The sequence below is a fragment of the Paenibacillus sp. FSL M7-1046 genome, from assembly GCF_038007405.1.
GTDB lineage: Bacteria > Bacillota > Bacilli > Paenibacillales > Paenibacillaceae > Paenibacillus_AQ.
Window position 1 is genome coordinate 1,028,682 of sequence record NZ_JBBOXB010000001.1, and the last position, 26,207, is coordinate 1,054,888.

Consider the following 26,207-nt stretch of genomic DNA (forward strand, 5'->3'; position numbering starts at 1 on the left):
ATTGTATAACTTTACTATATAAAACCATGGTAGACAAGGAAAATTTACAAGATTAACTAACCTCATAGGGTTTAAGGGTATAATTAATGACAAAACAAAAAGATCCTGCTCTATTTATAGACCAATAGCCACCTTTCCAGTTGAACCCTCATCATATCCCTATAGTAAAACGGCTCCACAATCTCCGCTTCCTCTTCGAATTTCATGATCCAACGAACAAATCCAATATCCTGTTCAACAGCTACCTTAAAGTGGAGAAAGCGGCTCTGGCGGTCCACCTTGCTCGGCTTTACAAACAACTCCTCATATTTGATCCAATCCATCATCCGTTCCGAAAATTTCACCTTGAATTCGATCTCCAGACTGTCTTGGTCCAAATGCCACTTCTGCTTCATAAAAGACTGCAAATCAAATTGCTCCTTGGAAAAAAAACGGTTCAACGGCCTGACACTCGAAAACCCGTTGATGTGAAAAGCCCGGATCATGCCAAAGCGATGGCAGAAACCGATTAAATGATAGCGGTTCTCCAGCGGAACCAGACAGTACGGATCGATCTGCATCTCCTTCTCTTCATAGGCATTTTCACTGTAATCTGCCTGAAAGCTTCGCTGTTTCATTATAGCCAGCAGAATTTCCGTCAGAAAAGGCGAAGGCTCCCCCTGTGAAGTCCCCCTCTCTGTCCAATGCTGCCCGGCTTCTTTTTTTACGCTTTCCATCTTCTCTTCCCTTTCCGCCTTCTGCTTATATTCCGCAGCCATGATTTTTTCATAGGCGTCTTCAAAATGCGCAGGTAGCAGTGGCTTAATGTCATTCATAATGCCGCGGAGCTGTGAAAATGCGGCCGATTCTTCTTCCGACAAATCTAAAGGATAGAGTGCAAAGTTCCCGATAAAAGCATATCCCTTCCCGTGCCCCAGGTGGGTAATAGGGATATGCATGGCACTTAGCGCATCCATATCCCGGTATATCGTTCTCTCACTGTTGCCGCAGCGTTCCGCCAGCTCACGGGCTAAAATTCCGGGTTTGGCCTGAACTAGCGTAATGATGCGCATCAGCCGGATTAATCGGTCTGTCATTTTCAGTTCCCCTTGATTTATGGTAAAATAGACCCATTATTTTAAATAAATTAGTTATATATATCTAAAAACAGGGATGTAATAACCTCGTTACAAAAATATAATAGAACTATTTTACTATATTACCACATTAATATATCGCTCTATCTGTCAGCTATTCTGGTTTGCACTCAGCGAAATAGTGCAGTTATGTATGTGCCCTAGTTACCGGTTGATGGATCTTAAACTGTGTATTCCTAGAGTCACCAGACCTGAATCCCCACCTCCAACTGCTTGTACACAGCCTCCGCCTCTTTAACCAGCTGCATGTCTCCAGATTGGGTTGCCAGCAGCAGCAGATCATCCGCCTGTCTGCGCAACTTATCATAGGAAGCTGGGTCGGATGTCTTAGAACTTAAGGCCACTGCTTCTTCCATCACCATCGCTGTCTTGAGCAGCTCCAAATGCTTGGCTACATGAAAGCAGCTGACCGTGCCGAGCACATCGGTATGGTGGGTATACTCTAGGCTTAGCTTATGCAAGGGCAGCTCGCGGATGCGTTCCACCGGGGGTTGTTTATATTGCCACTGCAGCCAGAGTGCTTCATGGTTTCCGGCTGGCATCGCCGCCATAGTGAATTCCAGCGCTATATATTTCCTCCCTCCCGCATGTATTTTACCAAGCTTAAGCAGCAGCGATCTGCCTTCCCCTGCCTCCACTACACATCCATAACATGCCTTCAGACTTACATGCGCTTCAAGCCATACTCTCAGTTCAATTTCACGGGCAACGACTTTGCGGCTTTTCTTGCGGGTTTCCACACCTTGGACCATGCCTTCCCACTCGACTAGCAAAACTACATCTCGAGCAGCTCCTGCAAAAATCCGGTTTTGACTCCATGTAAATATGGGCTGGATACTTGCTTGCATATTTCCACCTCTTTCTTTTTTTGGATCTTCTATTAATGTACCAATAATGGCGGACAACTCCTTGTCATGGAATATATGTTCGGACCTAGAATATCGACAAAAAAAGAGCCACTCCACTAAAAAGTGGATTGCCTCTTTGCGAAAGATCGTTCTTTTGTCTAAAGATGACGAAAAATTTGTGTAATTTCACCTATTCCCCAGCTTGCCGTTCCGGCGCTCTTCCTTGAACAAGAAACCCAGTGCCCCTTTGGCGCATAGCAATGAGAATAGAAGAAACAGCACTGCCCAAAAGATGGCCGGCAAAGGAGTCAACCTCGCCAGATTGGCCGCATCCCCTGCACGGGAGGGTGTAAATGCCGCAGACGACACCAGAAAAAGTGTACCCATTACGGATTCCTCAAGTGTGAGAAACGCCAGAAACAAGTAATAATATTTGCTGATCTTAGGCCAGAGAAACATCATTGCCAGATTCAGCGCAATAAACCCGGCCAGCCACATCATGCCGAATCCGCCCCGCACATATAAAATCAGCATTATGAGTGCTATGGCGGTCGATAGCATCAGCCCCCATTGCAGCCGGTTTCTTCTATATAAATAGAACAGCAGCAAAGAGAATAACGAAGCCAGCGGATATCCGGCCAGCGATACCAGTATCGCTTGTGCTCCCGCACCAATGGCCGAATAGGTGACCCCGCTGTGATCGGCGTACAGCTCAATGCGCAGCACACTTCCCGAGAGCAGCAGGGTCATGAGCGCATGGCCGAACTCGTGAACCATCGTATCCAGATTGCGGAACAAGGAAGAGAACGGGATTAACCGTGTCAAACAGGCAGAACCTGCCAGAAACAATAGCGTCTTGAGCCATTTATTCATCACATCAGCCCCTTTCCGTTCAAAGTATACGATAATTTGTACACCTGTGGTAGCAAAACTGAAACCTGAGTGTCTTAAATGCTGTATTACTTTTATGGTTATTGCCGCAAGCCCCAGGGTAAAAAAAGCTTAAGTCCCTTTATATCCATAACTCGGGACAAAAATGTGCTTTATCCGCCAAATGATGCCAAGCTTCCCCTGTAAGGTACCCGGAAGTTGTCCGGCTATGTTAAAATAAAAGTAATATTAGCCTATACCAGGTGGTGATATGTAATGAAAAAACATGTAATGAGCAAATTGATCAAGCTGTTAAGTTCGGCCCTGCTGCTGTTTGGGATAACGGCAGCCCTGCCGGCTCCTGCGGCTCAGGCCAATTACTTCAGCGATATATATAAAGGATTGCAGAATTTCTCGGAATTGCCCGGTGAAGTTAATCAATTGCAGGAAAGCTACCAGCAAACGGTGGATGAGCTCCAGCAGACCAAAAATGATCTGGGCGAAACAACCCAAGCCTTGGGACAGACGCTGCAGGAGATGGAGACGTACCGTACCCAGAACGAGGCTCTTCAGGAGCAGAACCGCCAATTAAGCCTGGTGGTAGATGAATTGAAAAACGACCGTACGGCCCGGGAAAACTACTATAACCGGATTAAAGTTACGGTCATTACCGGGGTTGCCCTTATATTCGGTTATTTCCTGCTCACCCGGCTGCTTCGCTTCGCGATGCGCTACCGGTCCAGAAGAAGCGACCGGCTGCGGTAGTCCGCAAGGAGAGCGCTACCCACAGAAACAAGAAGTCACAGGAACAAGGAAGTGTAAGCTATGAACGTTGATGTCCAGGATGAAGGCGACAGCGGCAGCGGACAAGCCGTTGCCTTTACTGTTGGAGAGAACGAAGAGGTTCATGTGCTGCACCCGCAGCAGATTATTGCTTATCAAGGTCCCTCTTCAGGCCGGGCGGACCGGCTGATGGATGTCAAGGGCATGTACCGCAAGCGCAAGCTGATCCGCTCGGATCTCTCCGGGCCCTGCCGGTTCGTTGCCGCACTCCCTCCAGGCTATCGGATCAAAACGCTGCAGCTCGACGGAAAAAGTGATCTGCTCTATGATTTCAGGCATCTCTTCTTCTATAGTAAAGGGGTTACGATGCAGACCCGGGTGCTCAGCATGAAGAATATGCTCGTGACACGCGATGTCATCAAGGTGAAGTTCTCCGGCAGGGGCAGCATCGGCATCTTAACTGAGGGAACGGTATGCGAAGCCGAGCTGCATCCCTTCGACCCGCTGTATGTGGATGCCGGAAGCGTCATTGCCTACCCCGAGAATGCCAAGCTTGAGCTGACCGTCTACGGCAATCATCTGGCCAGCCAGCATATGAGCTATCATTGGAAGATGACAGGCCACGGACCCGTACTGTTCCAAGCCGGTCGCCAGAGCCGGCGCTTTGAACGCGACAATAATGAGGACGGGATTATCAAACGGTTTCTCCGTGAGGCGCTGCCATTCGGCGGAGTGTTTATCAAGTAGGGATAAATATAAATCTTGATTAACAAAAAGAGTGCCCGTGCGTATCACGCAAGGGCACTCTTTAATTTACAGACAATGCACACAACCCATAAACCCGGCCACAGCTTCTATACCGGGAATCACGGGTTGTTCCTGATTGCTTCTACTTGGTCACTTGGTCTTATGCCAGGTAAGCATTCAGCATCCAGGCGCTCTTCTCAACACTGCTTCTGATACCAATCAGCAGGTCGGCAGTCGGTTGATCGCTCAGCTCTTCTGCTGCCGCGATGGAATGCTTCAGCTCTTCTGCAACAAGGGCAAAATCTTTTACGAGTTGGGTAACCATTTCTTTGGCGCTTTCGCCGCCGACAGCTTCCTTGAGCTCAGAGAGGGCCAGATATTGGGTCATAGTAGAGGCCGGTTGTCCGCCGATAGCAAGCAGGCGTTCAGCCAGCTCATCCACATAACCTGCAGCTTCATTGTACAGTTCTTCGAATTTGGCATGCAGTGTGAAGAATTGCGATCCGCTCACATACCAGTGGTAATGATGCAGTTTCACTCCGAGCAGGGTCCAGTTCGCGGTTTGGCGATTTAAAGCAGCATGCAGTTCAGTCTGGCTCTTTACTTGTGTACTCATTCTAATAGCCTCCTATGGTTTGTATATATGTTATTGTATTTAGACTTGTTCTAAATCTATATACAATATAACATGAAGTTATGCTTTTTGCAACGATTACGACGATTTTGTTGCTGCAAATTCTAGCATAACTTTCTGTTATACTCCTATTATTTGTATCACATTGGAGCAAAAGCACCTATATTGACACAAATCACCTCGCTGCGGCACAAAAGATTACATCAACTACAATAGCCTAAACCTAGGTAGTTTCCGCTTGCGCCGCCTTGCCTTTTCCGCTCCGGAAGATCGCCCGCATCTCGTCGCGTTTGGACTTCGGACTAAGCACGTAGACTGTATCTCCTGCCTGAATGACGGTATTGCCATGCGGAGTGACGATATTCTTATCCCGTATGATCGCCGTGAAGAGAATATCATCAGGAAGCCCCAGCTCTGCAATCTGCATCCCGGCAATCGGCATAGAGGGCTGTATTCCGATATGATTGAATTCCGAGTCCGTCTTGCCAAGGGCCACAAGCTCCATGAGGGAAGGCTGCCCCGCTTCTTCCCGCCCGACCAGCTTCAATCTGGAAGCAAGCGGTGAAATCGTCGTCCCCTGAATAACAGCCGATGTAAGGACGACGAAGAAGACGACATTAAAGAACAGCCGTCCCTGCGGAAGACCCGCCAGCAGCGGATAGGTGGCTAGTACAATCGGCACGGCGCCGCGCAGGCCAGCCCACGAGATCAGAGTTTTTTCCCGGAAAGAGAATTTGGCAAAGAGCAGGCTTATAAATACCCCGGCCGGCCGGGCAATTACCATTAGGATGACAGACAGCAGCAGCCCGTCCCAAGCGATATTAGAAAGCTCCTGCGGGAACACCAGCAGCCCCAGCAGAATGAACATGGCAATCTGCATCATCCAGGCAAAGCCGTGATTGAAGTTCATGATGGTGCGGTGATACATCAGTTCGGAATTCCCCAGCGTCAGGCCAATCACATAGACGGCAAGCAGTCCGCTGCCGTGTACCATGGCTGTGAGGCCATAGGTCAGTACGGCAAACCCTATAGCCATTACCGGATACAGACCGGTGGAATCCAGGTTGATTCTGTTGATCAGATATGCGGCCAGCTTGCCGATGATGATCCCCAGCAGCAGGCCAATCCCCATTTCCCATACAAAAGACAACAGCAGGCTCCAGATGGCAGTATCGGGATGCTGAATCCATTCAATCAGCGATACGGTCAGAAATACGGCCATCGGATCATTGCTTCCAGATTCAGCCTCCAGTGTGGAGGTCAGCCTTTTGTCGATATTTTTGCCGCCCAGAACAGAGAATACGGCGGCTGCGTCCGTTGAACCGACAATCGCTCCGAACAGCAGGCTTTCCGCCCAAGGCACTCCCAGTATGAATTTGGCGAAAACGCCTACTATGGCTGTAGTCAGCAGCACACCCACCGTGGCCAAGGATAGAGCCGGCGCCATAATCGGCCGGATATCCTTCATGCTGGTCTGCATCCCGCCTTCAAACAGGATCACGACCAGTGCAAAAATCCCGGCAATCTGGGTCAGGGATGCATTGTTAAAATAGACAAAGTGGCTGAGTACCATCCCCACCGCAATAAATAATACGAGCGCCGGCATGCCGAACCGTGTAGAGAATTTTGTGGAAAGCACTCCTACAAGCAGCAGCACCGCCAGCAGCATAATAATCTGATCTGCAAGATGAGTCATCGTTTACTTCGCACCCTTCTGATATGAAATCAAGCAGACGTTACCGCTCCTTGTGTTATTTACGTTATTAACCTCAAAAGTCTTTTCTTGAGTCAGCTGCGGTAAAGACTGCCGGGTGCCCTGCTCTGGTCATCTACACTTCCACACTGAATTTATAATGCTCAAACGGCCGTACATCATACATCTCTTCTATTAACTACATAACAAAAGCCTGACCATGAAAGGTCAGGCTTACGACTCATTTAACATTGAATATTATAATTCAAACTCCTCCGTTGAATCTGAAAGGCCGCCATTCTGTGTCCCCTTGTTATTTGCCACGGCAAGAATATACAGTTTATATTTTTTGCCTTTAATAATGGGACTACCGTTGACGTCTATTGTTGATGCTGTAATTACCGGATTCGTTCCGTTAGGAATGATGAAGTTGTAAGAGGAAGCAGTCACCCCAATGGCATCACCCAGGCCAAAACCCTGCTTGGCCGGAACTACTAATACCCGGTATTCAGAAATATTGGTCTCATTGGACGATTTGGTGAAGCGGGCCAGTATTCTGCTGTCGTTCACTTGATACGTGACGTTGGTTACAGAAACCACAGGGGTTTTGGACGACAACGTAATGTCCGAGGATGCCTGGGACAAGACATTAGAACCTGAATAATTCCCACTACCAACAGATAATACATATACTTTATAAGTGGTTCCCTCTTTGATCCAATTGCCGCGCACATCTCTGGAGGATGAATTTAATATTTGACTGGTGCTAATCTCTGATGTGCTCACCGCTGTATAGTTGGAGCTGGATATACGATTGGCTTCGGATACGCTGAAGTTGCTGTAATATGAGGTTGGCACCACCATGATCAGATATTTGCTGATGTACCTTTCGTCCACAGCATGAGTAAAGGATACTTTCATATCCCGTCCATCACCATTGTCGCTAACGTCGCTTACTGTTAGATTAGAAACGGCTCCCATACTGAAGTCAGTCAGCAGCGTAATAACTGATGATGCGCTGGAAAGCACATTTGCACTTGAATTGCTTCCAACCGATAACACGTACACTTGATAACCAGTTCCATTTTTGATCAAATTACCCCGTACGTCTCTGGTTGATGAGGTCAGGATTTGATTGGTGCTGCTTCCTGATGTACTCACCGCTGTATAATTGGAGCTGGATACATTATTCGCTTCAGATACGCTGAAGCCGCTGTAATAAGCTGTAGGTACGACCATAATCCGATACTGGTTAATATTAGCTTCGGCTGTGGGATGGACAAAGGACACTTTCATATCCCGGCCGTCTCCATAGTCATTAACATCACTAACGATGAAGCTTGAGATTCCTGTAGTGGACAACGTAATCGCGGATGACGCAGGAGACAGTACTTGATTGGACGCATTCCTGCTATCTACCGCCATGACAAACACCCGGTAGCTCACACCCGACTTTATAAGGGCTCCATCGACATCCCTGGATCCTGAAGCCAAGACCTGAGAAAGATTATTTCCCGTCTTGCTGACTTGGGTGTAGTTAGAGCTGGAAACTGCGTTTGCTGCCGCCACATTGAAATTTGTATAATTCGCTGCTTTGACTACAAATATCCGGTAAGAATTGACCTTCGATTCATCCGGCAACTTGTTGAAGCTGACGGACAAATCCCGTCCATCGCCATTATCCCCGACATCATTCACTTGTATATTGGTTGGTGCGGATACAATATTATTCACCAACGTAAGCGTTGCAGAACTATTCGAAAGGGCACTGGTATTATTCCCTTTGCCTACCGCCAAAACATAAGCAATATACGGTTGATTGACTTTAATTAATTCACCGCTGATATCCCTCGACCCAGCGTTCAGTTTAAACGCAGGATTAGCTCCGATAGACAATACCGTAGAATAATTGGACGGTGCTATCTGTTGGGCGGATGACAAGTTTAATGTGTTCCCCGCTTTCACAATCAGTACCCTGTAATGATCAACAATGGACTCATCTGCCGCCCGGACGAAGCTGACCTGCAGATCACGTCCGTCACCGCTGTCACTCACATCCTGCAGGACTACATTGGATGCCGGACTTACGCTTCCACCTTTACCTCCGGAAGTCGTTATGGACACAGTTCTCGCTTTGGAATTCCATACCACTTCCTGACCCAGAGCTTCGCTGACGAACCGTGTTGGAACCAGCGTTCTGCCCTTCAAACTTTGACCAGGCACATCCAGGATAACAGGCTTATTGTTAATCGTGGCAAGTGTGGAGCCAAGCTTCAATACAATCGTTGTATCCTCTTTTGTTGCTGTTACTGTTTTTGTCTGCTTATCCCACGTGGTGGTGGCATCAAAGGCTTCAAAAATGGCCCGTAACGGCACCAGCGTTCGTCCACGCACCGATATAGGGGGTTGATCAGTAGGTAAAGGAACACCGTCAATCACAATTTTGATAGGTGCATCTGCCTGAGCCGGGGACTGCAGCAGCATCGGGAACACCAGCAACCCCGCTAAAATCGAAATCCATAACTTCTTCACAAGCTCACCCTCCTGGATAATAAATAATTCCATTTTCTTGACTATCCCTTTGACGCATCAACCGGTCTAAAAGTTTCTCGATTTACTGGTTACAATAAATTAATTCAATTTCCACTCCCAGGCCAAGTATTCAGGGATATGGAAACGCAAAAAAAATCCCCGCCACACTTACGGCAGGGATTCATTTCGTGATCCGGCTGGAACGCCCCTTGCAAAGCTACACGACTTCCGGAATTTCAAACGGCTCCTGAAGCGAAGGCCGGCCTACCGGGTAATACCCGAAGCCCAATCCGCTTACCTGCTGCTCCGAGAAGGCGTTTCTGCCATCAATGAGGACGGTGCCGCTCATGGCTGCTTTTACCTCGGCCAGATTGATCTCTTTAAACTGCCTCCACTCTGTCAGCAGGCACAACGCGTCGCTGTCCTTCGCAGCTTCCAGCGCCGAACTGCACCACTGAATTCCGGAATGATTCCGCAGCCGCCGGAAATTATCCATGGCCACCGGGTCGTATACCTTAGGAGTGGCACCAAGCTGAATGAGCCGGTCGACGATCTCCAGTGCGGGAGCCTCCCGGACATCATCGGTTTCCGGCTTGAAGGCCAGCCCCCACAGCGCGATGGTTCTGCCCTCCAGGCTGCCCAGTGCCTGATGAAGCTTGCTGATGACACTATAGCGCTGTTCTTTATTGACTTCCACTACTGATTTCAGCAGCTTGAAATCATAATGCACATTGCCTGCGATTTGGATCAGCGCCGTTGTATCCTTGGGGAAGCAGGAGCCGCCATAGCCAATACCCGCTCCCAGAAACGAGGGCCCGATTCGTGTATCCAGTCCCATTCCCTTGGCTACCTCCGTGACATCGGCCTTTACCTTCTCGCAAATGTTGGCGATCTCGTTGATAAATGAAATTTTGGTAGCCAGAAAAGCATTGGAGGCGTATTTAATCATCTCCGCACTGCGGATGTCTGTGATCAATATTCTGGTGTTCAGCGGCTCATGCAGTCCGCTCAGCAGCTTGGAAGCACGCTGGCTGTCCGTCCCGATGATAATGCGGTCCGGAGCCAGCGTATCCCGGATAGCTGTTCCTTCACGCAGGAACTCCGGAAGCGAAGCAATATCGAACGGCCCTTCGTATAACTCGCTCAGCAGCTCACGGACTCTGTCATTGGTGCCTACCGGCACGGTGCTCTTCACGCAGACTACTTTATAACCGTTCATGGCCGCGCCGATCTCCCTTACGGCTGCATCGACGAACCGCAGATCCGCTTCACCGCTCGGCAGCGAAGGCGTTCCTACCGCTATAATCACCAGCTCTGCATCCGCCACTGCACCGGACAGGTCTGTCGTGAAGCGGAGCCGGCCCGCTTCCATATTTGTGCAGGACATCTCCCCAAGCCCCGGCTCATAAATCGGAATGCCGCCACTCAGAAGCAGTTCAATTTTCTCCGCATCCTTATCGACACAATACACCTGATGCCCAAGCTCTGCATAGCATACACCTGACACCAAACCGACATACCCTGTTCCTATCACAGTAATGTTCATGTCTCTGCTCCTCATCAAAGTTTTGTGAGCTTAAATAGAAGAACTTATCCCCTGGCGATATCGCCGAGAGCCATCCTCGTCTCCCGCTGCTCCGCCTGTTTGGCAAGTGCCGCCTGCCTGGACAAGGCATGAAGAACCAGCGCAAAGCTGCAGACAAATCTTGTCCCCATTCCGATGCAAATGCTCCACGCGGCGCCGGTTGCCCCATAGACCGGGATCAGCAGGAAGGAGCTTGCGATAATGGATACGCAGGTCAGCAGAAATACCGGAATTTGCAGCTTAATATAACGGGAGACGGTTAAAGCTGCACTGAGACAGCCTGTCATGTACCAGATCGTACTTGCCAGCATGATAATAATGAAGACGTTGTTGTACGCGGCATAATCGGGACTGTAGAGCAGGCTGAGCAGAAACTCACCCATGAAATAGGCAGCGGAAAGACCCGCAAGTCCGAGCAGCAGGCATAGGCCCATGATCTGCAGGAGCAGCCGTTTGAACCGCTGCAGGTTGTCCCGGTAGTAGCGCGACAGCCTCGGACTCGACGCCTGTGTCATTGCATTGACAAAGGTGCCTCCCGCCATCATGATGTAGGCGATCGCAGAATAGTAGCCGAGCGCTTCCTCACCGCCGATATGCTGGAGAAAATAACGCGGAATGCTGCTGTTCAGCGAATCCAGCGTAGCGGTAATACCCAGTGGCAATACAAGCAGGAGCAGCCCCTTGAGCGTAGTCCGCTCCCCTTTCCCGAAATCCTTCCAGAGACTCACCAGGCGGCCCTTCTTCGGTCTCCCTTCCGCCGAACCGCTGTGCAGCATGGCAGCCCCGTTCTTCATGTCGTAGAACAAGAGAATCCCTAGCCAGGCAAGCGCAAGCGCTAGAGCTCCGGCGGCAATGCTTTGGGTCAGATAGACGCTTATCCCAAGCACAAGGACAGAGGACAACCCTTTTAGAATCATGGATTTCCCGACATACTCCATCTTTTCATTCCGCTGGAATAGTCCGAAATAAATGTCCGAGACGGATTCGACCATTTTGGCCGCGCAGACGAACCAGACCACAAGAAGCGTATTCAGGGATAGCGGAATGAATGCAGTAACAGCGAGAATGAGGAGGAATACGGCCGTCATCGACAGCAGTCTGAGTGTTAAATATTGCTGGAATGAATACTGGTTGTTGGCATCAGTAGCCTGGAAATCACGAAGCTGGAAATTTGCAAACAGAATGACCGGAGCCGTAATTGACAGAGCCAGCACATACTGGCCGACCATGGCCGGGCTTCCGAGCTTCGCCAGCAAAACCACCATCCCCCATTGGGATAACGAATAAATTAAATTTCCGGTGAACAGCCACGAAAAGTTTTTGCCGGAGGCCTTCTTCATCATTCTCATTGCTACTCTCCTTTAATGGTGCAGCCTTTCAGCTCGTGAATCGTTCTTTGAAATACACGGCGGGAAATCCGACATGAACCTGGTTCGCGGGAATATCTTTCATCACGGTGCTCCTTGCCCCTGCAACCCCCATTTCATAGATTGTTACTCCGGGGTATACAAAGACATGGCTAGCCACCCATGCTCCGTCTTTCAGCTCTATCGGTTTCGTAATGAGACCGAAATGGGGATCATTCAGCTTATGGCTGCCTGTACACAAATAGGCGTTCTGGGATATCACACAATGGTCACCGATCACGATGCTGTCCAGACTGTACAGCTCCGCATGGTCTCCAATCCAGGAATAATCACCGATCTTGACCTTCCAGGGATACGTGAACTTCGCCGAAGGCCTTATCCTTACCCCTTTGCCTACCTGTGCGCCGAACAGACGCAGCAAAGCGCTGCGGAAGTCATGCATATTGTGCAGCGACACTCTGAACACGGTTGCCTGTATCAGCCACCACAGCATTACTACAGCGCCGCTTCTCCCTCTAACGAACCAGGATTGATCATACTTCGCTAAGTTCATCTTCATTGTTCAGACCTCATCCATAATTAGTTCCAACCGCTTTAGATAGTCCGCTTCCTTATACCTGCGTAGAATCTTACTCCGGTTCTCATCAGCCATTTGCTTCATTCCGCTCCGGTCCTGAAGCAGTCCGGCGATGACTCCGGCAATCGCCTCCGGCGACTGCGGTTCGATCAGAAAGCCGTTCTCCTCGGATACGATGTCGGGAATGCCGGCATGTTTCGTCGAGATAATGGCCAGTCCGTTGCCCATTGCTTCAATTATGGAGATCGGCTGCCCTTCATTGGGATAGTAGGTCGGAAGCGCAAAGATATCGCAGCGCTCCAGCAGCCGTTTCTTGCGCTCCCCGGTTACCACGCCATGGTAAGACACTTTATCCTGCAGCCCGTTCTGCTGAATGTAGGCCAGGAACTCCTCCTCATCCTCCCGATTGAAGAAGCTGCCGGCAAAATGAAAATGAATGTCCCGGTCCCTGAGCCGTTCCGCTGCCATCAACAGATCGAAGTATCCCTTGCTCTTAATGAAATTGCTCAGGTATACCACCTCAAGCGGCTTTCCGGTTTCCATCAGCCTGAAGATTTTGCTCTCATATTCCCATGAGGTTAAGAGCTGGCTGTCCTCAATGCAGTTCTCGCAAATTCTGATTTTCCCGGCATCGACAATCCCGGCAAACAGGCATTCCAGACTTTTGCTGAGGACAATCATCACATCCACTTTCGCGAGCAGTTTCTTGTTGATGGCCCGCTGCAGGGGATTAAACTGGCTGTACAGCTGTCTGAAGTAGCCGCCGTGATAATGAATGACCACTTTTTTGCCCTTCCTGAACAGATTGGCCAGAATAAACATGTCCCGCAGATTGCCCCACTTGGATTGTGAAATGGTAAAGTAAAAAATATCTGTGTCCTGGCGGTTGATCATGCTCATATGAGCAGCAACTTTCTTATTGTCCTTAATATCCACATGGGTAAGTTCGTATTTTTCGTTAAAAAGCCGGGAATTCAGAAGTGTCTCGAGTGCTTTGGACAATCCGTGCACAGGCGGGGGAAATTGGCCGATAATGCAGATTTTCTTCATTATGATCACCTTCATTGTCACTTGGGATAATGTTCTGACCTCCGCAGCTGGACCCACGGGCCCGAATGCATCTTAGCCATCTTTCTTTTATTCTCTGTGCTCTCCGCCTTGCCAATCCGCAGCCGGGACACCTCCTCGCTCTGCAGAATAGCCACCCAAAAGAGCACCTGGATGAAAGCAAAAGAATCAAATTGCAGAAGCGAATACAACAGCAGGACGACCATCAGCTTCGGGAAATTGCCCTTGTGGCTGAGCCTTACTAAAGAGAGCAATAATAAAATCAGCATAATCCCCAGCAGGCCGAATTCCGACAGCAGCCGGGTGTACATGTTATATTGCGGGAGGGTCAGATTGTATTTAGCGTCCCTAAGCTCCTCGTTCTCTTCAAGGGTATCAGCGGGAATATGGTCCAAATTATGCATAAAGCCGTAATAGTAATTCCCCATTCCATACCCGAACCACGGCTTATCGAGAAAGGATCGAAAACCCAGACTGGAGTAAGTGCTTCTGATGCTGAATGAATTATCTTCCGTAATACTGGCAGGATCCTCGTAGATATGCAGAATACGGTAGTAATGATCGGATTTTAATTGAAAGAGATTGTTAACAAACACGATATTCAGCAGAACAGCAGCAGCCGCAAGGTACATCATAAACTTCATGAATAACATCAGGAACTTTTCGGGCTTGCTGGTAACAATGACATACACGACCACAAAAAACAGCAGATCCAGATAATAACGGATAGACAAGGAGAGCAGCGATAACGGGATAAAGATCCATAGCAGGACTTTGTCGGATTTCGTTAAATAATTGTATTTCTTCAGGATGAGATAGGCCGGGAACAGCAGCAGATTGGTATGAAGTCCGATGTAGGATGGCTCCGAGAATGTAAAATGCAGCCGTCCTGCGGTGACGTAAGAATCCCTCTGGACGAAAAAACCGATTACACTGCTTAGCGCGCCGCTATGAAAGGCATACATATATACAAGCTGGAGCAGACCGATTATGACGGCCAGCCAATATCCTCTGAACATCCAGCGGAACAAGGTCAGGAATGAATCCTTGCGGTATTCGCTCGAATGTACATATATTCTGAAGCTCAGATAGATGATAATGCCGGCGGCCAGAGAAACCACTGCATCCTGAAGCCCCGCAAAGGAGTAATTGTTCTGCAGGCCCAGGATTGCGGAGATCAGGACTGCCGATACCAGAACGATAAAGATCCAGATCTCCTTTCTCTGGAACTTCATCCGGATCAGTACCGGAATCTTGAGTACACAATACAGTACGATAAAAATCAGAGAAACCGGCTTGTATGCTCCGCCGAACATATAGGGGAAATTGTCCAGCGGGAGCAATGCAAAAGCGAGATAAATGAAAGCATTCATAGCTATTCTCCTGTACTCTTCTTCTAGTAGATAAAACGGCCGGCATTTTTGCGGTTGACGTTGCTCAGGACGGCCCCAAGCACCCGTGCCTTAACCAGCGCCAGACTCTCTCTGGCCTTAAGCGCAGCGCCATTCTTCACCTTGCCCGGCTTGACTACCAGCAGGACGCCGTCACACTGGGCCGCGATGATCTGGGCATCGCTGTAGGTCAGCAGTGCGGGGGTATCAATCAGGATAAGATCGAACTTCCCGCTAAGCTCAGCCAGCAAATCTTTCATCCGCGGCGAGGTCAGCAGCTCCGCAGGGTTGCCGGAAAGGGGTCCGGCCGGAAGCAGCGTCAATGTTCCGTCAAGCACAGGCACAAGCACTTCCTCCAGCAGAGCCTGGCCATTTAGAACCGCGCTGATTCCCGGGTTTTGCTCTACATTAAATATGGAGTGCTGGGACGGGCTGCGCAGGTCCGCATCAATCAGCAGCACTTTTTTCCGGCACTGCGCGTAAGCCATCGACAAGTTGGCAGCAGTCGTGCTTTTGCCCTCGCCGCTTAATGCCGAAGTAATCATGAGCGTCCGGATGCCTTCATCCTGGTGCGAATAATCAAGAGTAGTCCGCAGCTTGCGGTAGGCCTCGGCAGCCGGGGAATCCAGACTTGGATCCGCAATCAGATAATGCTTAGACTTCGAACGTGACATTCTTCTTCCTCCTCGTCGGCTTGGCTGTATTTCTCGGGGCTGCCACCCGGTCCCGCTGTGTAATCGCCGGGACTGCCGAATACGTAGAGAGACCCAGCACATCGCGGATATCCGCTTCCGTCTTGATCGTATCGTCCAGGTAATCGAGCAAGAACATAAGTCCCGTTCCGATCATCAGGGACAGAACGAGTCCGATAATCATATTGAGCAGCGGCTGCGGTGATGTGGGATCTGGAGTATCAGCCGGATTGGCTTCGCTGAGGACGCTGATATTATCTATTTTCATCACCTTGGGCACTTCTGACTGGAATATGGCAGCCACTGCATTCACAATTGCAGCTGCCTGAGCGTAAGAAGTATCCACTGTCTCCAGGGACATCACCTGGGATTCCTCGACGGCGGATACAGTTACCTTCTTCAGCATTTCATCGGATGTGAGGCCAAGCTGAGGATACTGCTGGACGACCAGATTCATGATCCTCGGCGACATGATGATCTCCTTGTAGGTCGCTATCAGCCGGATGTTGGAGTTGATGGTGCTTAGATCCAGCTTGCCGCCAAGCAGTTCAACCTCCTGCTTGGGGGTTACAATAAGCTTCGTTGACGCCGTATACTGCTTCTCGGTGTATTCATACGTGTATATCCCCGTGGCGGTAGTAATCACAACAACAAGCAGGACCAGCAGCCATAATCGCTTTCGGATTACGGTCCAATACTGTTTTAACTCCACTCAAATTCCTCCATTCGAATTATTAGAACAAATAAACAAATAATAATTATTCAATACGCGACCCACAAGGCATAAACTATTGCTTTAACCCGTTTCCATACCTCTTTACATGCCCGATTTCAACATTCCGCAATTTCAGACAGTCTCTAAGGCTCTCAAAAAAATACCTCGATAAGAGTATTTGTCGACTCAATTATATTCGCTTCGAATAACATTGTAAACAAATAAAAATTTTCAGTTTTACAGCATGCTTTCCAGCATAAACAGTACGTCGGATCGTATGGCTGCAAGCTTCCTCCTGCTGGCAAGGCTGTCAGAAGCATGGCTGCCGAGGAACAGCTGAATGCCCGGCTGTGCAGATACCGGCCGCAGACCATACCAGGACCCGTCCTCCATTATAAATTTGAGCGCGTCATACCGCGGCATATCCAGCGCCAAATGTTTGCCTTTGGCCAGTTGGATATGCTCCCGGGCCCGGAAGTCATACAACTGCTCAACCTTTAATCCGCCCACTACTCTTAACGCATCCTTGCTCAGCCGCCCCATGATAAAGCTCACCCTCTGCCGGCCTTCAAGTCCGCGGTATGTAAGCTCTATCCTGTCATCTGCGAACCAGCCGTGCTCCGCATACAAGTCCAGCAGCTCTTTGCCAAGTGTTCTGCCCCTGGACTTAAAATAGGCTGACATCTCGGCAATCAGCACAGCATACTGAATGGCGTCACTGCCAGCAATGGAGCCCCCGACCGCAAATCCGCCGTCCTCATCGTAACCGAACAGAAAAGGGAGATTGCCCGAGCGGCAAAATTTCCCCAGCGATGCCCCTCCGCCAAAACCTCCGGTAACATTGATCGTCTTAATCCCCTCTTTTCGGGCAATGGCCGAGGCAAGATCACTTGTAAAAAAAGACTTAAGCAGCACTCCACCGGCAGTGCTTCCCCCTCTGTTGTTCTTTTGCCGCAAAAGATAGTGGAGAAGAAGCGCCGCCGTTTCACTGTGGCTTAATACAAGATACTTGCCCATTTCCGTCTTAATGGACAAGGCCAGCTCACTATACTGCGGGTTGAACGCCAGAATCAGATCGGCATTCATCTCCGCAGCCGCCTCATTCGCCAGCCGCCAATCGTACAGCTCAAAGTATTGGGAGGACGACTTCGCGCTCTGCAGCTTCGGGTCCTGAACAACATGTACCGAGGTAAAGCCGGAACGCAGAAGCGTGCTGCGCAGCAGTCCTGCCTCCTCCTGCCCCGGCTGGATATAAAGGATACGCACAGAAGCGCCCATGATTTGATTGATTTCCCGGGAGACTGGAATCCGGTCCACATCTTCCAGATAGGCGCTGGCGACTTCCTCCCCGGTAAAGACAAGCCTGCCCGTACGGGCCGCCTCCTCTACATTCATCAATCCGATATGAAGCCCGTCTTCCCACTGTTCCATGTAACTGGCCACGCGCAGGTTGGTCTCCGTTTCTACCGGCATTCCATGCTCATCGTAAAGGGTGCAGCCGCTGTATCCGGAGGCCTCCCCCCCGCTCGACATGAGCAGACCTCCGGCAGCATGTAAATACCGTACGGCGAAGGCCAGTTCACCTGCTGGAGAAGGCTGGCGGAACAGATAACATTTCACCTCATGATTCGCCAGAACAAGCGCCGCCTGCTCCGCAAGCCCTTTGGAAAAGGACGTTGAATCATAGCCGATGGCTATACCTCTCTGCCCGGCGGCAAAACCGCGGCTTTTGATCTCCTCAGCCAGTCCCCGGCAAACGCGGCGGATCGTAAATATATTCATCCGGTTCGTTCCAACCCCGGTAATTCCGTAAATGCCGTGATCCTCAAGCTGCAAATCCTGATAGAAGCGGTCGATAATTTCTGCAGACTTCAGCTCATTCAGCTCTTTGCTGAGATAAGCGGGCAGCTCTGCATTTTTCCAGCGGTTATAACGCCTCTGAACGATTTCCTCCAGCTGATCGGCGATTGCATGCATGTGTTGGCCTCCTTTGGGTTAGGATGATTCGACTATTCAGGAGGTTTTGAAGCAATGCTGTGACATCTCATCCCATGTAGGATACAGCTCGAGCATCCGGTTAGGTTCCCGTACCTGCCCGCTTTGGACCACTATCATCTCCAGGTCGGCAGAAGCTCTGAGCGTATGCAATGTCTTCATCGGAATATGCAGCACATTGCCCGGGCCGATAAGCATGAAATTCCCGTTCTGCACAAACTCTGCCTCTCCCTTGATAATGGTCCAAACCTCTTCCCGGCTGGTGTGCATCCGGTAACTGAGGCTTTTGCCGCCAAGAATGCATACCCGTTTGGTAACGGCACAGCGTCCGTCCTCATACGACTGGTCATCCAGTATTCTCACCCAGCCCCATTGACGCTCTTCATACATCGGTCCCTGATTATAATCAATGTAGTCCTTGATTCTCGGGCTTTCGCTCTTGTCTGTGACCAGAATCCCATCCGGGCTCACCGCCACAACAATATCGGATAAACCGATAATGGATACGGGGATATCAATCTCATTGATCAGGTGGGTGTTGCTGCAATCCCCGCTGATCGTTCCTCTGCCGATTTGATTGTTTTTCATCTCTTCTGTAAGAGTGTTCCACGTCCCGAGATCCTTCCAGTAGCCTTCATAGGGAACCACAGTGATATGGGCTGCCTTCTCTACCACTTCATAATCAAAGCTGATCTTGGGCAGCTGGTCATAGTGCTCCGACAGCTCCTCGTAGTTCACGGGCAGGCCTTGCCCGCTCAATATATCAATAAGATAGCCGAGCCTAAAGGCAAACACTCCGCAGTTCCACAGGGCGCCCTGGGCAATCAGATTTTTGGCCTCCTCTTCCTGCGGTTTCTCACGGAAATGGCTGACTTTCAGGCTGCCGCCGGAGGAATCCGCACCGCTTTCAGGGATGATATAGCCGTATTTGGAAGAGGGATACGTGGGCTGCACGCCGATCAGTGCAAGATCAGCTCTCGTTGCCGACACAACCTCCTCCAACTGCTTGACGGTATCAAAAAAGCGGTTTTCCACAAACGGGTCCACCGGCAGAATGGCGATCACTTCATCCGGATCCACTCCGATGAAGGAATACAGATAGGCCGCTGTAAGCGCGATGGCCGGGAAGGTATCCCTGCGTTCCGGCTCGATAATCAGAGGCACATGCGGGCCGAGCTGGCTGTGCATCATTTCAATCTGCGATTTCCCCGTAGCTACAAACGTGGATGCACCCAGTCCGCTGCGCTCAATCTGCCCCCATACCCTCTGGACCATAGAGACCATTTCCTTCTCTTCGTTCTCCAGTACTTTGAGAAACTGCTTGGAGCGGGAATCGTTGGATAACGGCCACAATCTTTTTCCGGAACCCCCGGACAATAACACCAGCTTCATGAATTCCCCCACCTTTTTATGAGATTTTTAAAGACAGCAGCAGCTCTCTATAACGTTCAAGAGACAGTTCCCTTCTTAAATACTGTTCCAAATACGCTCTTCCCCGCATCCCGCAGGCCTCCAGCTCTTCACGATCCCATTCATAAAAAGCCAGCACGCTGCGGACAACCTCCTCATAACTGTGAGGCTCGACGAGAAGACCGCAGTTGCTTTCCCGAATCAGCCGATACGCCTCACTTCCGTTCTCAAGGACACCAAGCACCGGCTTGCCTGCAGCCATGACCCCGTAGATTTTACTGGGAACGGAGACCCCCTTGATTCCCTTCTGATTAACTACCAGATGTACATGGGCAGCGTTCAGGGAGTACACCAGATCCTCTTTCGGCTGGTAAGGCAGAAAATAGACCTGCGAGAGTTCGTGCTCCGCCACATATTCCTGCATCTTGGCTTTCACCGCTCCCTCTCCGATAAAGACGAAGGCGAGATTATCGAGATGACGGAAGGCTGCCGTCTGTTTGATCAGGTTCTCCAGATCGTAATAGAGCCCGAGGTTTCCGGAATACATCACAATGAATTTATTCTGCAGGCCATGCTTCTCAAGGAAGCCCTGGACCTGCGGATGTTCCCTGCTTAAGGGAATAATCTCCTGTTCATTCGTCCAATTGTTAATGACGGTATTCTCTGTCACCTTCTTGTTGGCAAACCGTCTCAGCAGGGTCTCCTGCATATCCTGGCCTACCGTAATAATGTGATCCGCCAGCTTGCAGTTCAGGGTGTCCACCCACTGGGCAAGCTTCATCAGCCTGGCATTCTGCATGAAGCCGACCGCCTTCGCCTGCTCCGGGTTGAAATCCTGGATATTATAAATATGCTTCGACCGTTTCAGCAGCTTGCCGATCGTTCCGATCAGCCCCCCGAGGATCGGCGGTTGTGAGATAGTATAGATAAAATCCACGTTTCTTTGCTTCAGCACGGCAACAATGGCATAAAAAAAGTAGGTAACGATATATCGCAGCCTACTCCATTTATTCAGCTTATCGACAACAGGAAGACGGATACGGATAATTTCAATATTCTCCAGGTGGTCGGTAATGAATCTTCTCTTCTCTGTGTTCGCCTCCCCGGAATAGCCGGGCTGCGAAGCAATAACGGTAATTTGAAAGTCATTCTGCAGATGCAGGCACAGCTCGGTCAGCAGTTGGCCGGTGGAAGCATAATCCGGGTAAAAATAATTGATCACGAACACAATTTTCGGCTTCATAGCCTTGCACCTCTCTCGAAATAATCTTAGCCTTACCTTTTTAATGGCTGGGCCGGCTCGCCATCCGGATGGCCCGGACCACTGATTTGGCATAGGTCGTGGGATGCAGCTTCTTCCACATGCTCAGCTTGATCTTCCTGTCTGCTTTTAAATAGGATACATTGTCGAACAGCCACTGCATCGCTTCATCCATACTGGCCGGGTCCAGAGGATCGGCGATGATCCCGTTCTCCTTGTCGACAATCAGATCACTCGTCACGCCGGCATATTTGGAAGCCAGCACGAAGGTGTTGGAGACAAGCGCTTCGTTGACCACAAGCCCCCACACCTCAATCAGCGAAGGGACCAGCAGGCAGTCGGCCGCCGCCAAATATCCGGTCAGCTCCTCCTTCTGTTTGTAGCCCTCGAACAGCACCTTCTCTTCCATGCCGTACCGCCGGACCATTTCCTTCAGCTTCTTCTCATCCGGTCCCGTGCCGATAATCCGCAGCCTCCAGTTCTCTTGGTTCAGCCGGGCCAATGACTGGATAGTCTCCTCCAGGCCCTTCCGCTTGATCAGTTGACCGACAAACAGGAGATTCAGCAGCCCCTCCTCTTCCTTATGGGGCTTAACCGCGAGGCGTTTCCGGTAGTAATAGCGGATATCCACCGTATTGAAGCCGACAGCCATTTTCTCATCCGGAATGCCGTAGTGGTTCAGGCATCTGGCTGAGTCCGAGCCATAGGTTACAAAGGAATCCGCCGAACGGAAATACAATCCGCGCACCGCATTCATCGCCCGGTTCTTCACTCTGCTGCTCTCCAGCGTGCTGCCCCACCAGACTACGAACTTTTTACGGAAGAGCTTGGCGTAGAACAAGCTGACCCAATAGCCAATCGCGTCATAGCTCGTGGTGATAATCACATCGGGATTCAGGCGTACCAGCTTAAAGAATAAGCCCGGGTTGATATGCACCCCGAAATCCATACGCTGAATGAACAAATGGAACCCGCGCAGGCAGCTGTACCGGAATCGCATATCCTGATAATCAATATTCCATTCCCGGTTGGCTTCCTTCTCCTCCAGAAACCAGACCGTAAGATCGATATCCTCCGATGCGTCGATCGTGTTATAGACCGGGATACGGTACGGGGCGATCTGATAGGCTATCAATAGTGTTTTTATCATAAGACCCTACCTTTTCTTGATCCTAACGGATGTATTCCAAAGCGGGTTGAACAAGTAATGCCGCCCCTTCGGGTTGTGGTTCCTCTTCGCCCTTGTACGGGGCCATCAGCAGCAGATAGAGCAGCGGGGCATCCAGCAGCGGTTGTGAGATCAGCGAAGTCAGAATAATGGGAATGACTGCGAGTAAATACCGCCTGCGGTCCCCGGCAGCAAGCGCCGGCACCAGATAGACAAGCATCGCGAGCAGCACGCCGGCCACGCCGATCATGGAAGAAGCTGCTACCAGGTTGATCCCCGCGTTGGGAATACGGGTGTTGTACATGCCTTCACCGAACGGATTGTTCCCGAGCGCTTCCAGCCCTGCTTCTGTAGCCATGGTACGGTCAGAGATGGAAGCGCCATGCGTTTCCGTCTTGTCGTTGATCCCGATAAACGGGGCGTACATGACCACCACATAGGTGAAGCAGAGCAAGACGACGCCTCTCATCACTTTTTTATTCATAAAGAGATACAGCACAAGGTTGGCGAAGAGAATCGCAAGCCCTGCCGTTGAGAACGAAGCGATAATCCCCAGCAGCAGTGTTCCTTTAATCCATAACCGGTTCAGCCGGATGGACTTCAGATTGAACAATGACCAGATCAGGAACATCTGCAGAATGCCCGATTCCCTGAACAGCCCCAGCAGCCGCGGAAACCGGATACCGTCTACGGTGTAAACGCCATACATGACGGTGAAGGGGAAGTAGGTCATCCCTGAGGAGGGATAGTCCCCGATTTGGATCCGGAACAACTCCAGCTGCTCCAGGTGAGTCACAAATACAGCCAGCGCGATCGTCACATAGTAGGACACAATGAATCCAATAAAAATGATCACCATGCTGCGAAAGAAAATATAGTTGGCCCTTGCCTCGCTTAGGATGAAGGCCGCGACGAGAACTACGGTGCAGTTCAGCACTGCAGCTTTCAACACATTCAGCAGAAAGATGGAGTTCATCAGCATGGCGTGGCCCAGCAGGTAGCTGAACAGCAGCAGTACCAGGAACAGCACAAGCCGATGAGGGCCCTGAATGGATATTTTCTTCATGGGATGCACCCGGCAATCAATGAGATGAAACAAAAAGGCAAACATGGCCGCTGCGATTCCCAGTATGGAGTAGCTCTCTCCCAAAGCCGTGGGCTTGATCAAAAAGGCGGTCACCAGCAGGAATCCGATTTTTAAAACAAACGCCATTTACATTATCCTCCCTCCTACCCGGCAAGCTCCTCGAAATACCGCTGCTCGAAAATACCCGGCGACAGGAGCGCCTTATACTCCGAGCTTTGTGATTTCCGGCGGAGTTCATCCATGTTATGTATGGCATAGACGATTTTGTCGCCAAGATCGCTAATATCCTCCGCCCGGAAGCTGACCCCCAGTCCATAACGCTCAATACAGTACCCGATCTCCCCGTGGCTCGGTCCAATAATCACCTTGCCTCTCGCCGCCGCTTCGGTCAGCGGTCCGCTTTGGCCGGAGAACATTTTGCGGTAAGGCAGCACAATGATATCCGCCCGCTCGAAATATAACGGCACCTCATGATCCGGAATATATTCCAAACATAGCTCAACCTTGTGCTCCAGTCCCTTGTCGCGGATGATCTGCTCCAAATCGCCGCGTGTGAAATCCTGCTCCCTGCCTGCGACGAGGATAGAGAACGGCTGGCTGCTTAGTCTCCCGGCTGCTTCCAATAGCAGGTCAATTCCCTTGTCATACCGCAGGCCGCCGAAGCAGAGTAAGGTCGGCACAGACTCCGCAGCGCCTTGGCTGGCATGGGTGCCGGGCGCTTGAACGGTTTCCTGCACCACAGCAGGATGCAGGTTGGGATACACGATAGAGCTTACTCTTGACTGCTCCACGCTGGTTAGTTCCAGCACCTGCTTCCTCAGATAATCCCCGTGGACAATAAGCTTGTCGAGATGTTGACGCCGCAGCAGATTCCTCAGCAGCCTGCGCTTGCTCTCTCTTGGCGGATACCAGTGAAGCGTCGCTGTTATTTTCATCCCCCTCAGCGCAGGAATCAGGAACACCAGCGGAATGATCAGCGTATCCAGATATAACAGATGCAGAACGGACTTATGCTTGTAAGCAAAACGCAGCACCTGCAGCAGAAGCAGCGCACGGACCAGCATGGACGGCATATAACGGTGGTACCGCCTTTCCACCGCCCGCTGATAACTGATCCCTGCTGCCTCAAGCTCCGCCTGCCTGCTCTCCTCCAGTCCACTGGAATAGTATGTGACTTCACTGGAGGGCGCCCCCTTCAATACCCCCTTCATCACAGCCAGATTATATTGATAATGATGTCCGGTATTCAGCAAATCAAAGAACAGGTACTTCTTCTGATGATTCTCTTCAGATGCTTTCCATCGTCCCTTCACGAACCGGTTCCCTCCTTTGACCGCTGCCATTCAGAACCACTTTCTCCACGTAATACAGGGAGAAGACAACCAGCGGTATGCCGACAAATTTGCCCAGGCCGATGCCTATGGCACCATATCTCGGGATCAATAGAACAAACAGACCCATTGTCACCAGTGTGGTGAGAAGTGAAATGGCAGTATTAAGCCTGACGTACCCGGTTCCATTCAGACAATAATAGGGGACTACACCAAGTGCACCCAGAGATACCGACAATACCAGCACCTGGAACAGCACATAATGGGCTTCAGCAAACTCCGGGCTGATCCATAGGGACAGAATCGGCTTGGCCAGCACAAAGGCTGCCAAACCCGCAGCTCCTACGAATGAAATGGCAATGACCAGTGACTGATGATAGGTCCTCCTGATTTCCCGGCGGTCATCACTCTTGGAAAGTGAACTGAATTTAGGCAGTAAATATCCTCCGGCCGCAGCGGGAATTTCATGGATTTTCACTACCACCTGCATGCAAACCGTGTAGTACCCCAGTACTTTGGCACCCAGAAATCCCCCGATAATCAATTTGTCCATCTGGGCATTCAGCGTGCTGATCAACATTTGGCCCCAGGAATAAATCCCGTAATGAAACAGCCTTCTGAAGCTGTCCCGCTCGAAATAGGGAGCAAATCGAAGTCCGGGAAGCGCCTTGCGTGTAACGAAGACATTGCATACCGCCAGCAGCACCGTAAACACGAACATCCACTGCACCAGCAGATACAAGTCTCCATACATGACGGCCAGTATGGTGAAGCCAATCGAGCTTGCCAGGTTGAATACGATATTCACCTTGCTGTTCAGATCGTAACGCTGCTTAGCCATGTAGGCACCGGAAAGAATGCCGTTGATGATCCGAATGCCGATGATTCCGCTAAGAAAATAGGAGACGGACAGCACGGTATCCAGCCCTTCCGCCTTCACCAGCAAAGGAAAAATATAAGTGCCGAACAGAAGAAGAAAAAAACTCGCCGACACCGCCAGAATGACCGACAGCGTAAGCGTTACCCGGAAGAGGGCATTAAATCTCTCTTCGCTGTCACTCTCGGAGCCCAGCTTGATCAGCGCATTGCCGAGGCCGAAATTCGATACCGCCAGCACATTAAGCACCGATTGGATAAGAATCCACAGCCCGTACTGCTGATCACCCAGATGCCTGAGCAGCAGCGGTGTTGAAATGAACAGAACGACAGGAGTAATACAATAAGAAAGCAGGCTGTAAATGACGTTATTGAAATCGCGATTGCGTCTCAACCCTGCCAGCCTCAATCTCAGTGCGGTCACAGAGCACTCACCCGCTT

At 50.4% G+C, this 26,207-nt stretch carries 22 protein-coding genes; 2 read left to right on the forward strand and 20 right to left on the reverse strand.

Going from position 1 to position 26,207, the window contains the following annotated elements; genetic code table 11:
- Positions 1-110 precede the first annotated feature (110 nt).
- The 3 genes from NYE29_RS04330 to NYE29_RS04340 form a co-directional block, all read right to left on the reverse strand.
- Positions 111-1,076 carry a helix-turn-helix transcriptional regulator gene (locus NYE29_RS04330; protein ID WP_340894566.1) on the reverse strand — a complete coding sequence of 322 codons (966 nt, stop codon included), beginning with the start codon at positions 1,074-1,076 and terminating at the stop codon, positions 111-113.
- Between the two features lie 242 nt (positions 1,077-1,318).
- On the reverse strand, positions 1,319-1,909 hold the full coding sequence (locus tag NYE29_RS04335) for a hypothetical protein (RefSeq protein WP_340894567.1): 591 nt from the start codon (positions 1,907-1,909) through the stop codon (positions 1,319-1,321).
- A 261-nt stretch (positions 1,910-2,170) separates the two neighbouring features.
- Positions 2,171-2,857 (reverse strand): M50 family metallopeptidase, encoded by a 687-nt coding sequence (locus tag NYE29_RS04340; RefSeq protein ID WP_340894568.1) that lies wholly within the window; start codon positions 2,855-2,857, stop codon positions 2,171-2,173.
- Between the two features lie 273 nt (positions 2,858-3,130).
- On the opposite strand from NYE29_RS04340, the gene NYE29_RS04345 reads away from it, so the two are divergent.
- Both NYE29_RS04345 and NYE29_RS04350 read left to right on the forward strand, forming a co-directional pair.
- Positions 3,131-3,619 (forward strand): hypothetical protein, encoded by a 489-nt coding sequence (locus tag NYE29_RS04345; RefSeq protein ID WP_340894569.1) that lies wholly within the window; start codon positions 3,131-3,133, stop codon positions 3,617-3,619.
- Between the two features lie 60 nt (positions 3,620-3,679).
- Positions 3,680-4,384: an AIM24 family protein gene (locus NYE29_RS04350; RefSeq protein WP_038586581.1), complete on the forward strand. Its 705-nt coding sequence runs from the start codon at positions 3,680-3,682 to the stop codon at positions 4,382-4,384.
- Positions 4,385-4,544: 160 nt separating this feature from the next.
- Here the strand turns inward: NYE29_RS04350 and NYE29_RS04355 are convergent, their stop codons facing one another.
- From NYE29_RS04355 to NYE29_RS04435, 17 genes are all read right to left on the reverse strand, one after another.
- Positions 4,545-5,000, reverse strand: a complete 456-nt coding sequence (locus NYE29_RS04355; RefSeq protein ID WP_038586577.1) for a Dps family protein — start codon at positions 4,998-5,000, stop codon at positions 4,545-4,547.
- Between the two features lie 241 nt (positions 5,001-5,241).
- Positions 5,242-6,714, reverse strand: a complete 1,473-nt coding sequence (locus tag NYE29_RS04360) for a potassium/proton antiporter (RefSeq protein ID WP_340894570.1) — start codon at positions 6,712-6,714, stop codon at positions 5,242-5,244.
- Between the two features lie 255 nt (positions 6,715-6,969).
- Positions 6,970-9,243: a copper amine oxidase N-terminal domain-containing protein gene (locus NYE29_RS04365; RefSeq protein ID WP_340894572.1), complete on the reverse strand. Its 2,274-nt coding sequence runs from the start codon at positions 9,241-9,243 to the stop codon at positions 6,970-6,972.
- 217 nt (positions 9,244-9,460) lie between these two features.
- Positions 9,461-10,789 (reverse strand): UDP-glucose dehydrogenase family protein, encoded by a 1,329-nt coding sequence (locus tag NYE29_RS04370; protein WP_340894573.1) that lies wholly within the window; start codon positions 10,787-10,789, stop codon positions 9,461-9,463.
- 44 nt (positions 10,790-10,833) lie between these two features.
- Positions 10,834-12,177: a lipopolysaccharide biosynthesis protein gene (locus NYE29_RS04375; protein WP_340894575.1), complete on the reverse strand. Its 1,344-nt coding sequence runs from the start codon at positions 12,175-12,177 to the stop codon at positions 10,834-10,836.
- A 28-nt stretch (positions 12,178-12,205) separates the two neighbouring features.
- Complete coding sequence (locus NYE29_RS04380) at positions 12,206-12,754, reverse strand: WcaF family extracellular polysaccharide biosynthesis acetyltransferase (protein WP_340894576.1); 549 nt, start codon at positions 12,752-12,754, stop codon at positions 12,206-12,208.
- Between the two features lie 3 nt (positions 12,755-12,757).
- Positions 12,758-13,837: a glycosyltransferase gene (locus NYE29_RS04385; protein ID WP_083675543.1), complete on the reverse strand. Its 1,080-nt coding sequence runs from the start codon at positions 13,835-13,837 to the stop codon at positions 12,758-12,760.
- Between the two features lie 2 nt (positions 13,838-13,839).
- A complete protein-coding gene (locus NYE29_RS04390) occupies positions 13,840-15,213 on the reverse strand; it encodes an O-antigen ligase family protein (protein ID WP_340894578.1) in 1,374 nt (457 codons plus the stop codon).
- Between the two features lie 23 nt (positions 15,214-15,236).
- A complete protein-coding gene (locus NYE29_RS04395; protein ID WP_038586561.1) occupies positions 15,237-15,905 on the reverse strand; it encodes a CpsD/CapB family tyrosine-protein kinase in 669 nt (222 codons plus the stop codon).
- Positions 15,886-16,635, reverse strand: a complete 750-nt coding sequence (locus tag NYE29_RS04400; protein WP_038586558.1) for a YveK family protein — start codon at positions 16,633-16,635, stop codon at positions 15,886-15,888. The genes NYE29_RS04395 and NYE29_RS04400 overlap by 20 nt, the downstream gene beginning before the upstream one ends.
- Positions 16,636-16,875: 240 nt before the next feature.
- On the reverse strand, positions 16,876-18,615 hold the full coding sequence (locus NYE29_RS04405; RefSeq protein WP_076109979.1) for a hypothetical protein: 1,740 nt from the start codon (positions 18,613-18,615) through the stop codon (positions 16,876-16,878).
- A gap of 36 nt (positions 18,616-18,651) precedes the next feature.
- Positions 18,652-20,025, reverse strand: coding sequence for a sugar phosphate nucleotidyltransferase (locus tag NYE29_RS04410; protein WP_076109980.1), 1,374 nt, complete (start codon positions 20,023-20,025; stop codon positions 18,652-18,654).
- Between the two features lie 16 nt (positions 20,026-20,041).
- Positions 20,042-21,286: a glycosyltransferase family 4 protein gene (locus NYE29_RS04415; RefSeq protein ID WP_076109981.1), complete on the reverse strand. Its 1,245-nt coding sequence runs from the start codon at positions 21,284-21,286 to the stop codon at positions 20,042-20,044.
- Between the two features lie 40 nt (positions 21,287-21,326).
- On the reverse strand, positions 21,327-22,454 hold the full coding sequence (locus tag NYE29_RS04420) for a glycosyltransferase family 4 protein (RefSeq protein ID WP_076109982.1): 1,128 nt from the start codon (positions 22,452-22,454) through the stop codon (positions 21,327-21,329).
- A gap of 22 nt (positions 22,455-22,476) precedes the next feature.
- The gene (locus tag NYE29_RS04425; protein ID WP_076109983.1) at positions 22,477-23,685 is read right to left on the reverse strand and encodes a hypothetical protein; all 1,209 of its coding nucleotides are present in this window, start codon (positions 23,683-23,685) and stop codon (positions 22,477-22,479) included.
- Positions 23,686-23,702: 17 nt separating this feature from the next.
- On the reverse strand, positions 23,703-24,872 hold the full coding sequence (locus NYE29_RS04430; RefSeq protein ID WP_340894583.1) for a glycosyltransferase family 4 protein: 1,170 nt from the start codon (positions 24,870-24,872) through the stop codon (positions 23,703-23,705).
- On the reverse strand, positions 24,847-26,160 hold the full coding sequence (locus tag NYE29_RS04435; protein WP_076109984.1) for a lipopolysaccharide biosynthesis protein: 1,314 nt from the start codon (positions 26,158-26,160) through the stop codon (positions 24,847-24,849). Before NYE29_RS04435 ends, NYE29_RS04430 begins: the two co-directional genes overlap by 26 nt.
- Positions 26,161-26,207 lie beyond the last annotated feature (47 nt).

Bases quoted from the DNA above. Each gene is read 5' to 3' on its own strand.
- NYE29_RS04330 (WP_340894566.1), bottom strand. From the start codon at position 1,076: ATGACAGACCGATTAATCCGGCTGATGCGCATCATTACGCTAGTTCAG.
- NYE29_RS04340 (WP_340894568.1), bottom strand. From the start codon at position 2,857: ATGAATAAATGGCTCAAGACGCTATTGTTTCTGGCAGGTTCTGCCTGT.
- NYE29_RS04345 (WP_340894569.1), top strand. From the start codon at position 3,131: ATGAAAAAACATGTAATGAGCAAATTGATCAAGCTGTTAAGTTCGGCC.
- NYE29_RS04350 (WP_038586581.1), top strand. From the start codon at position 3,680: ATGAACGTTGATGTCCAGGATGAAGGCGACAGCGGCAGCGGACAAGCC.
- NYE29_RS04355 (WP_038586577.1), bottom strand. From the start codon at position 5,000: ATGAGTACACAAGTAAAGAGCCAGACTGAACTGCATGCTGCTTTAAAT.
- NYE29_RS04360 (WP_340894570.1), bottom strand. From the start codon at position 6,714: ATGACTCATCTTGCAGATCAGATTATTATGCTGCTGGCGGTGCTGCTG.
- NYE29_RS04370 (WP_340894573.1), bottom strand. From the start codon at position 10,789: ATGAACATTACTGTGATAGGAACAGGGTATGTCGGTTTGGTGTCAGGT.
- NYE29_RS04375 (WP_340894575.1), bottom strand. From the start codon at position 12,177: ATGAGAATGATGAAGAAGGCCTCCGGCAAAAACTTTTCGTGGCTGTTC.
- NYE29_RS04380 (WP_340894576.1), bottom strand. From the start codon at position 12,754: ATGAAGATGAACTTAGCGAAGTATGATCAATCCTGGTTCGTTAGAGGG.
- NYE29_RS04385 (WP_083675543.1), bottom strand. From the start codon at position 13,837: ATGAAGGTGATCATAATGAAGAAAATCTGCATTATCGGCCAATTTCCC.
- NYE29_RS04390 (WP_340894578.1), bottom strand. From the start codon at position 15,213: ATGAATGCTTTCATTTATCTCGCTTTTGCATTGCTCCCGCTGGACAAT.
- NYE29_RS04395 (WP_038586561.1), bottom strand. From the start codon at position 15,905: ATGTCACGTTCGAAGTCTAAGCATTATCTGATTGCGGATCCAAGTCTG.
- NYE29_RS04405 (WP_076109979.1), bottom strand. From the start codon at position 18,615: ATGCATGCAATCGCCGATCAGCTGGAGGAAATCGTTCAGAGGCGTTAT.
- NYE29_RS04410 (WP_076109980.1), bottom strand. From the start codon at position 20,025: ATGAAGCTGGTGTTATTGTCCGGGGGTTCCGGAAAAAGATTGTGGCCG.
- NYE29_RS04415 (WP_076109981.1), bottom strand. From the start codon at position 21,286: ATGAAGCCGAAAATTGTGTTCGTGATCAATTATTTTTACCCGGATTAT.
- NYE29_RS04420 (WP_076109982.1), bottom strand. From the start codon at position 22,454: ATGATAAAAACACTATTGATAGCCTATCAGATCGCCCCGTACCGTATC.
- NYE29_RS04425 (WP_076109983.1), bottom strand. From the start codon at position 23,685: ATGGCGTTTGTTTTAAAAATCGGATTCCTGCTGGTGACCGCCTTTTTG.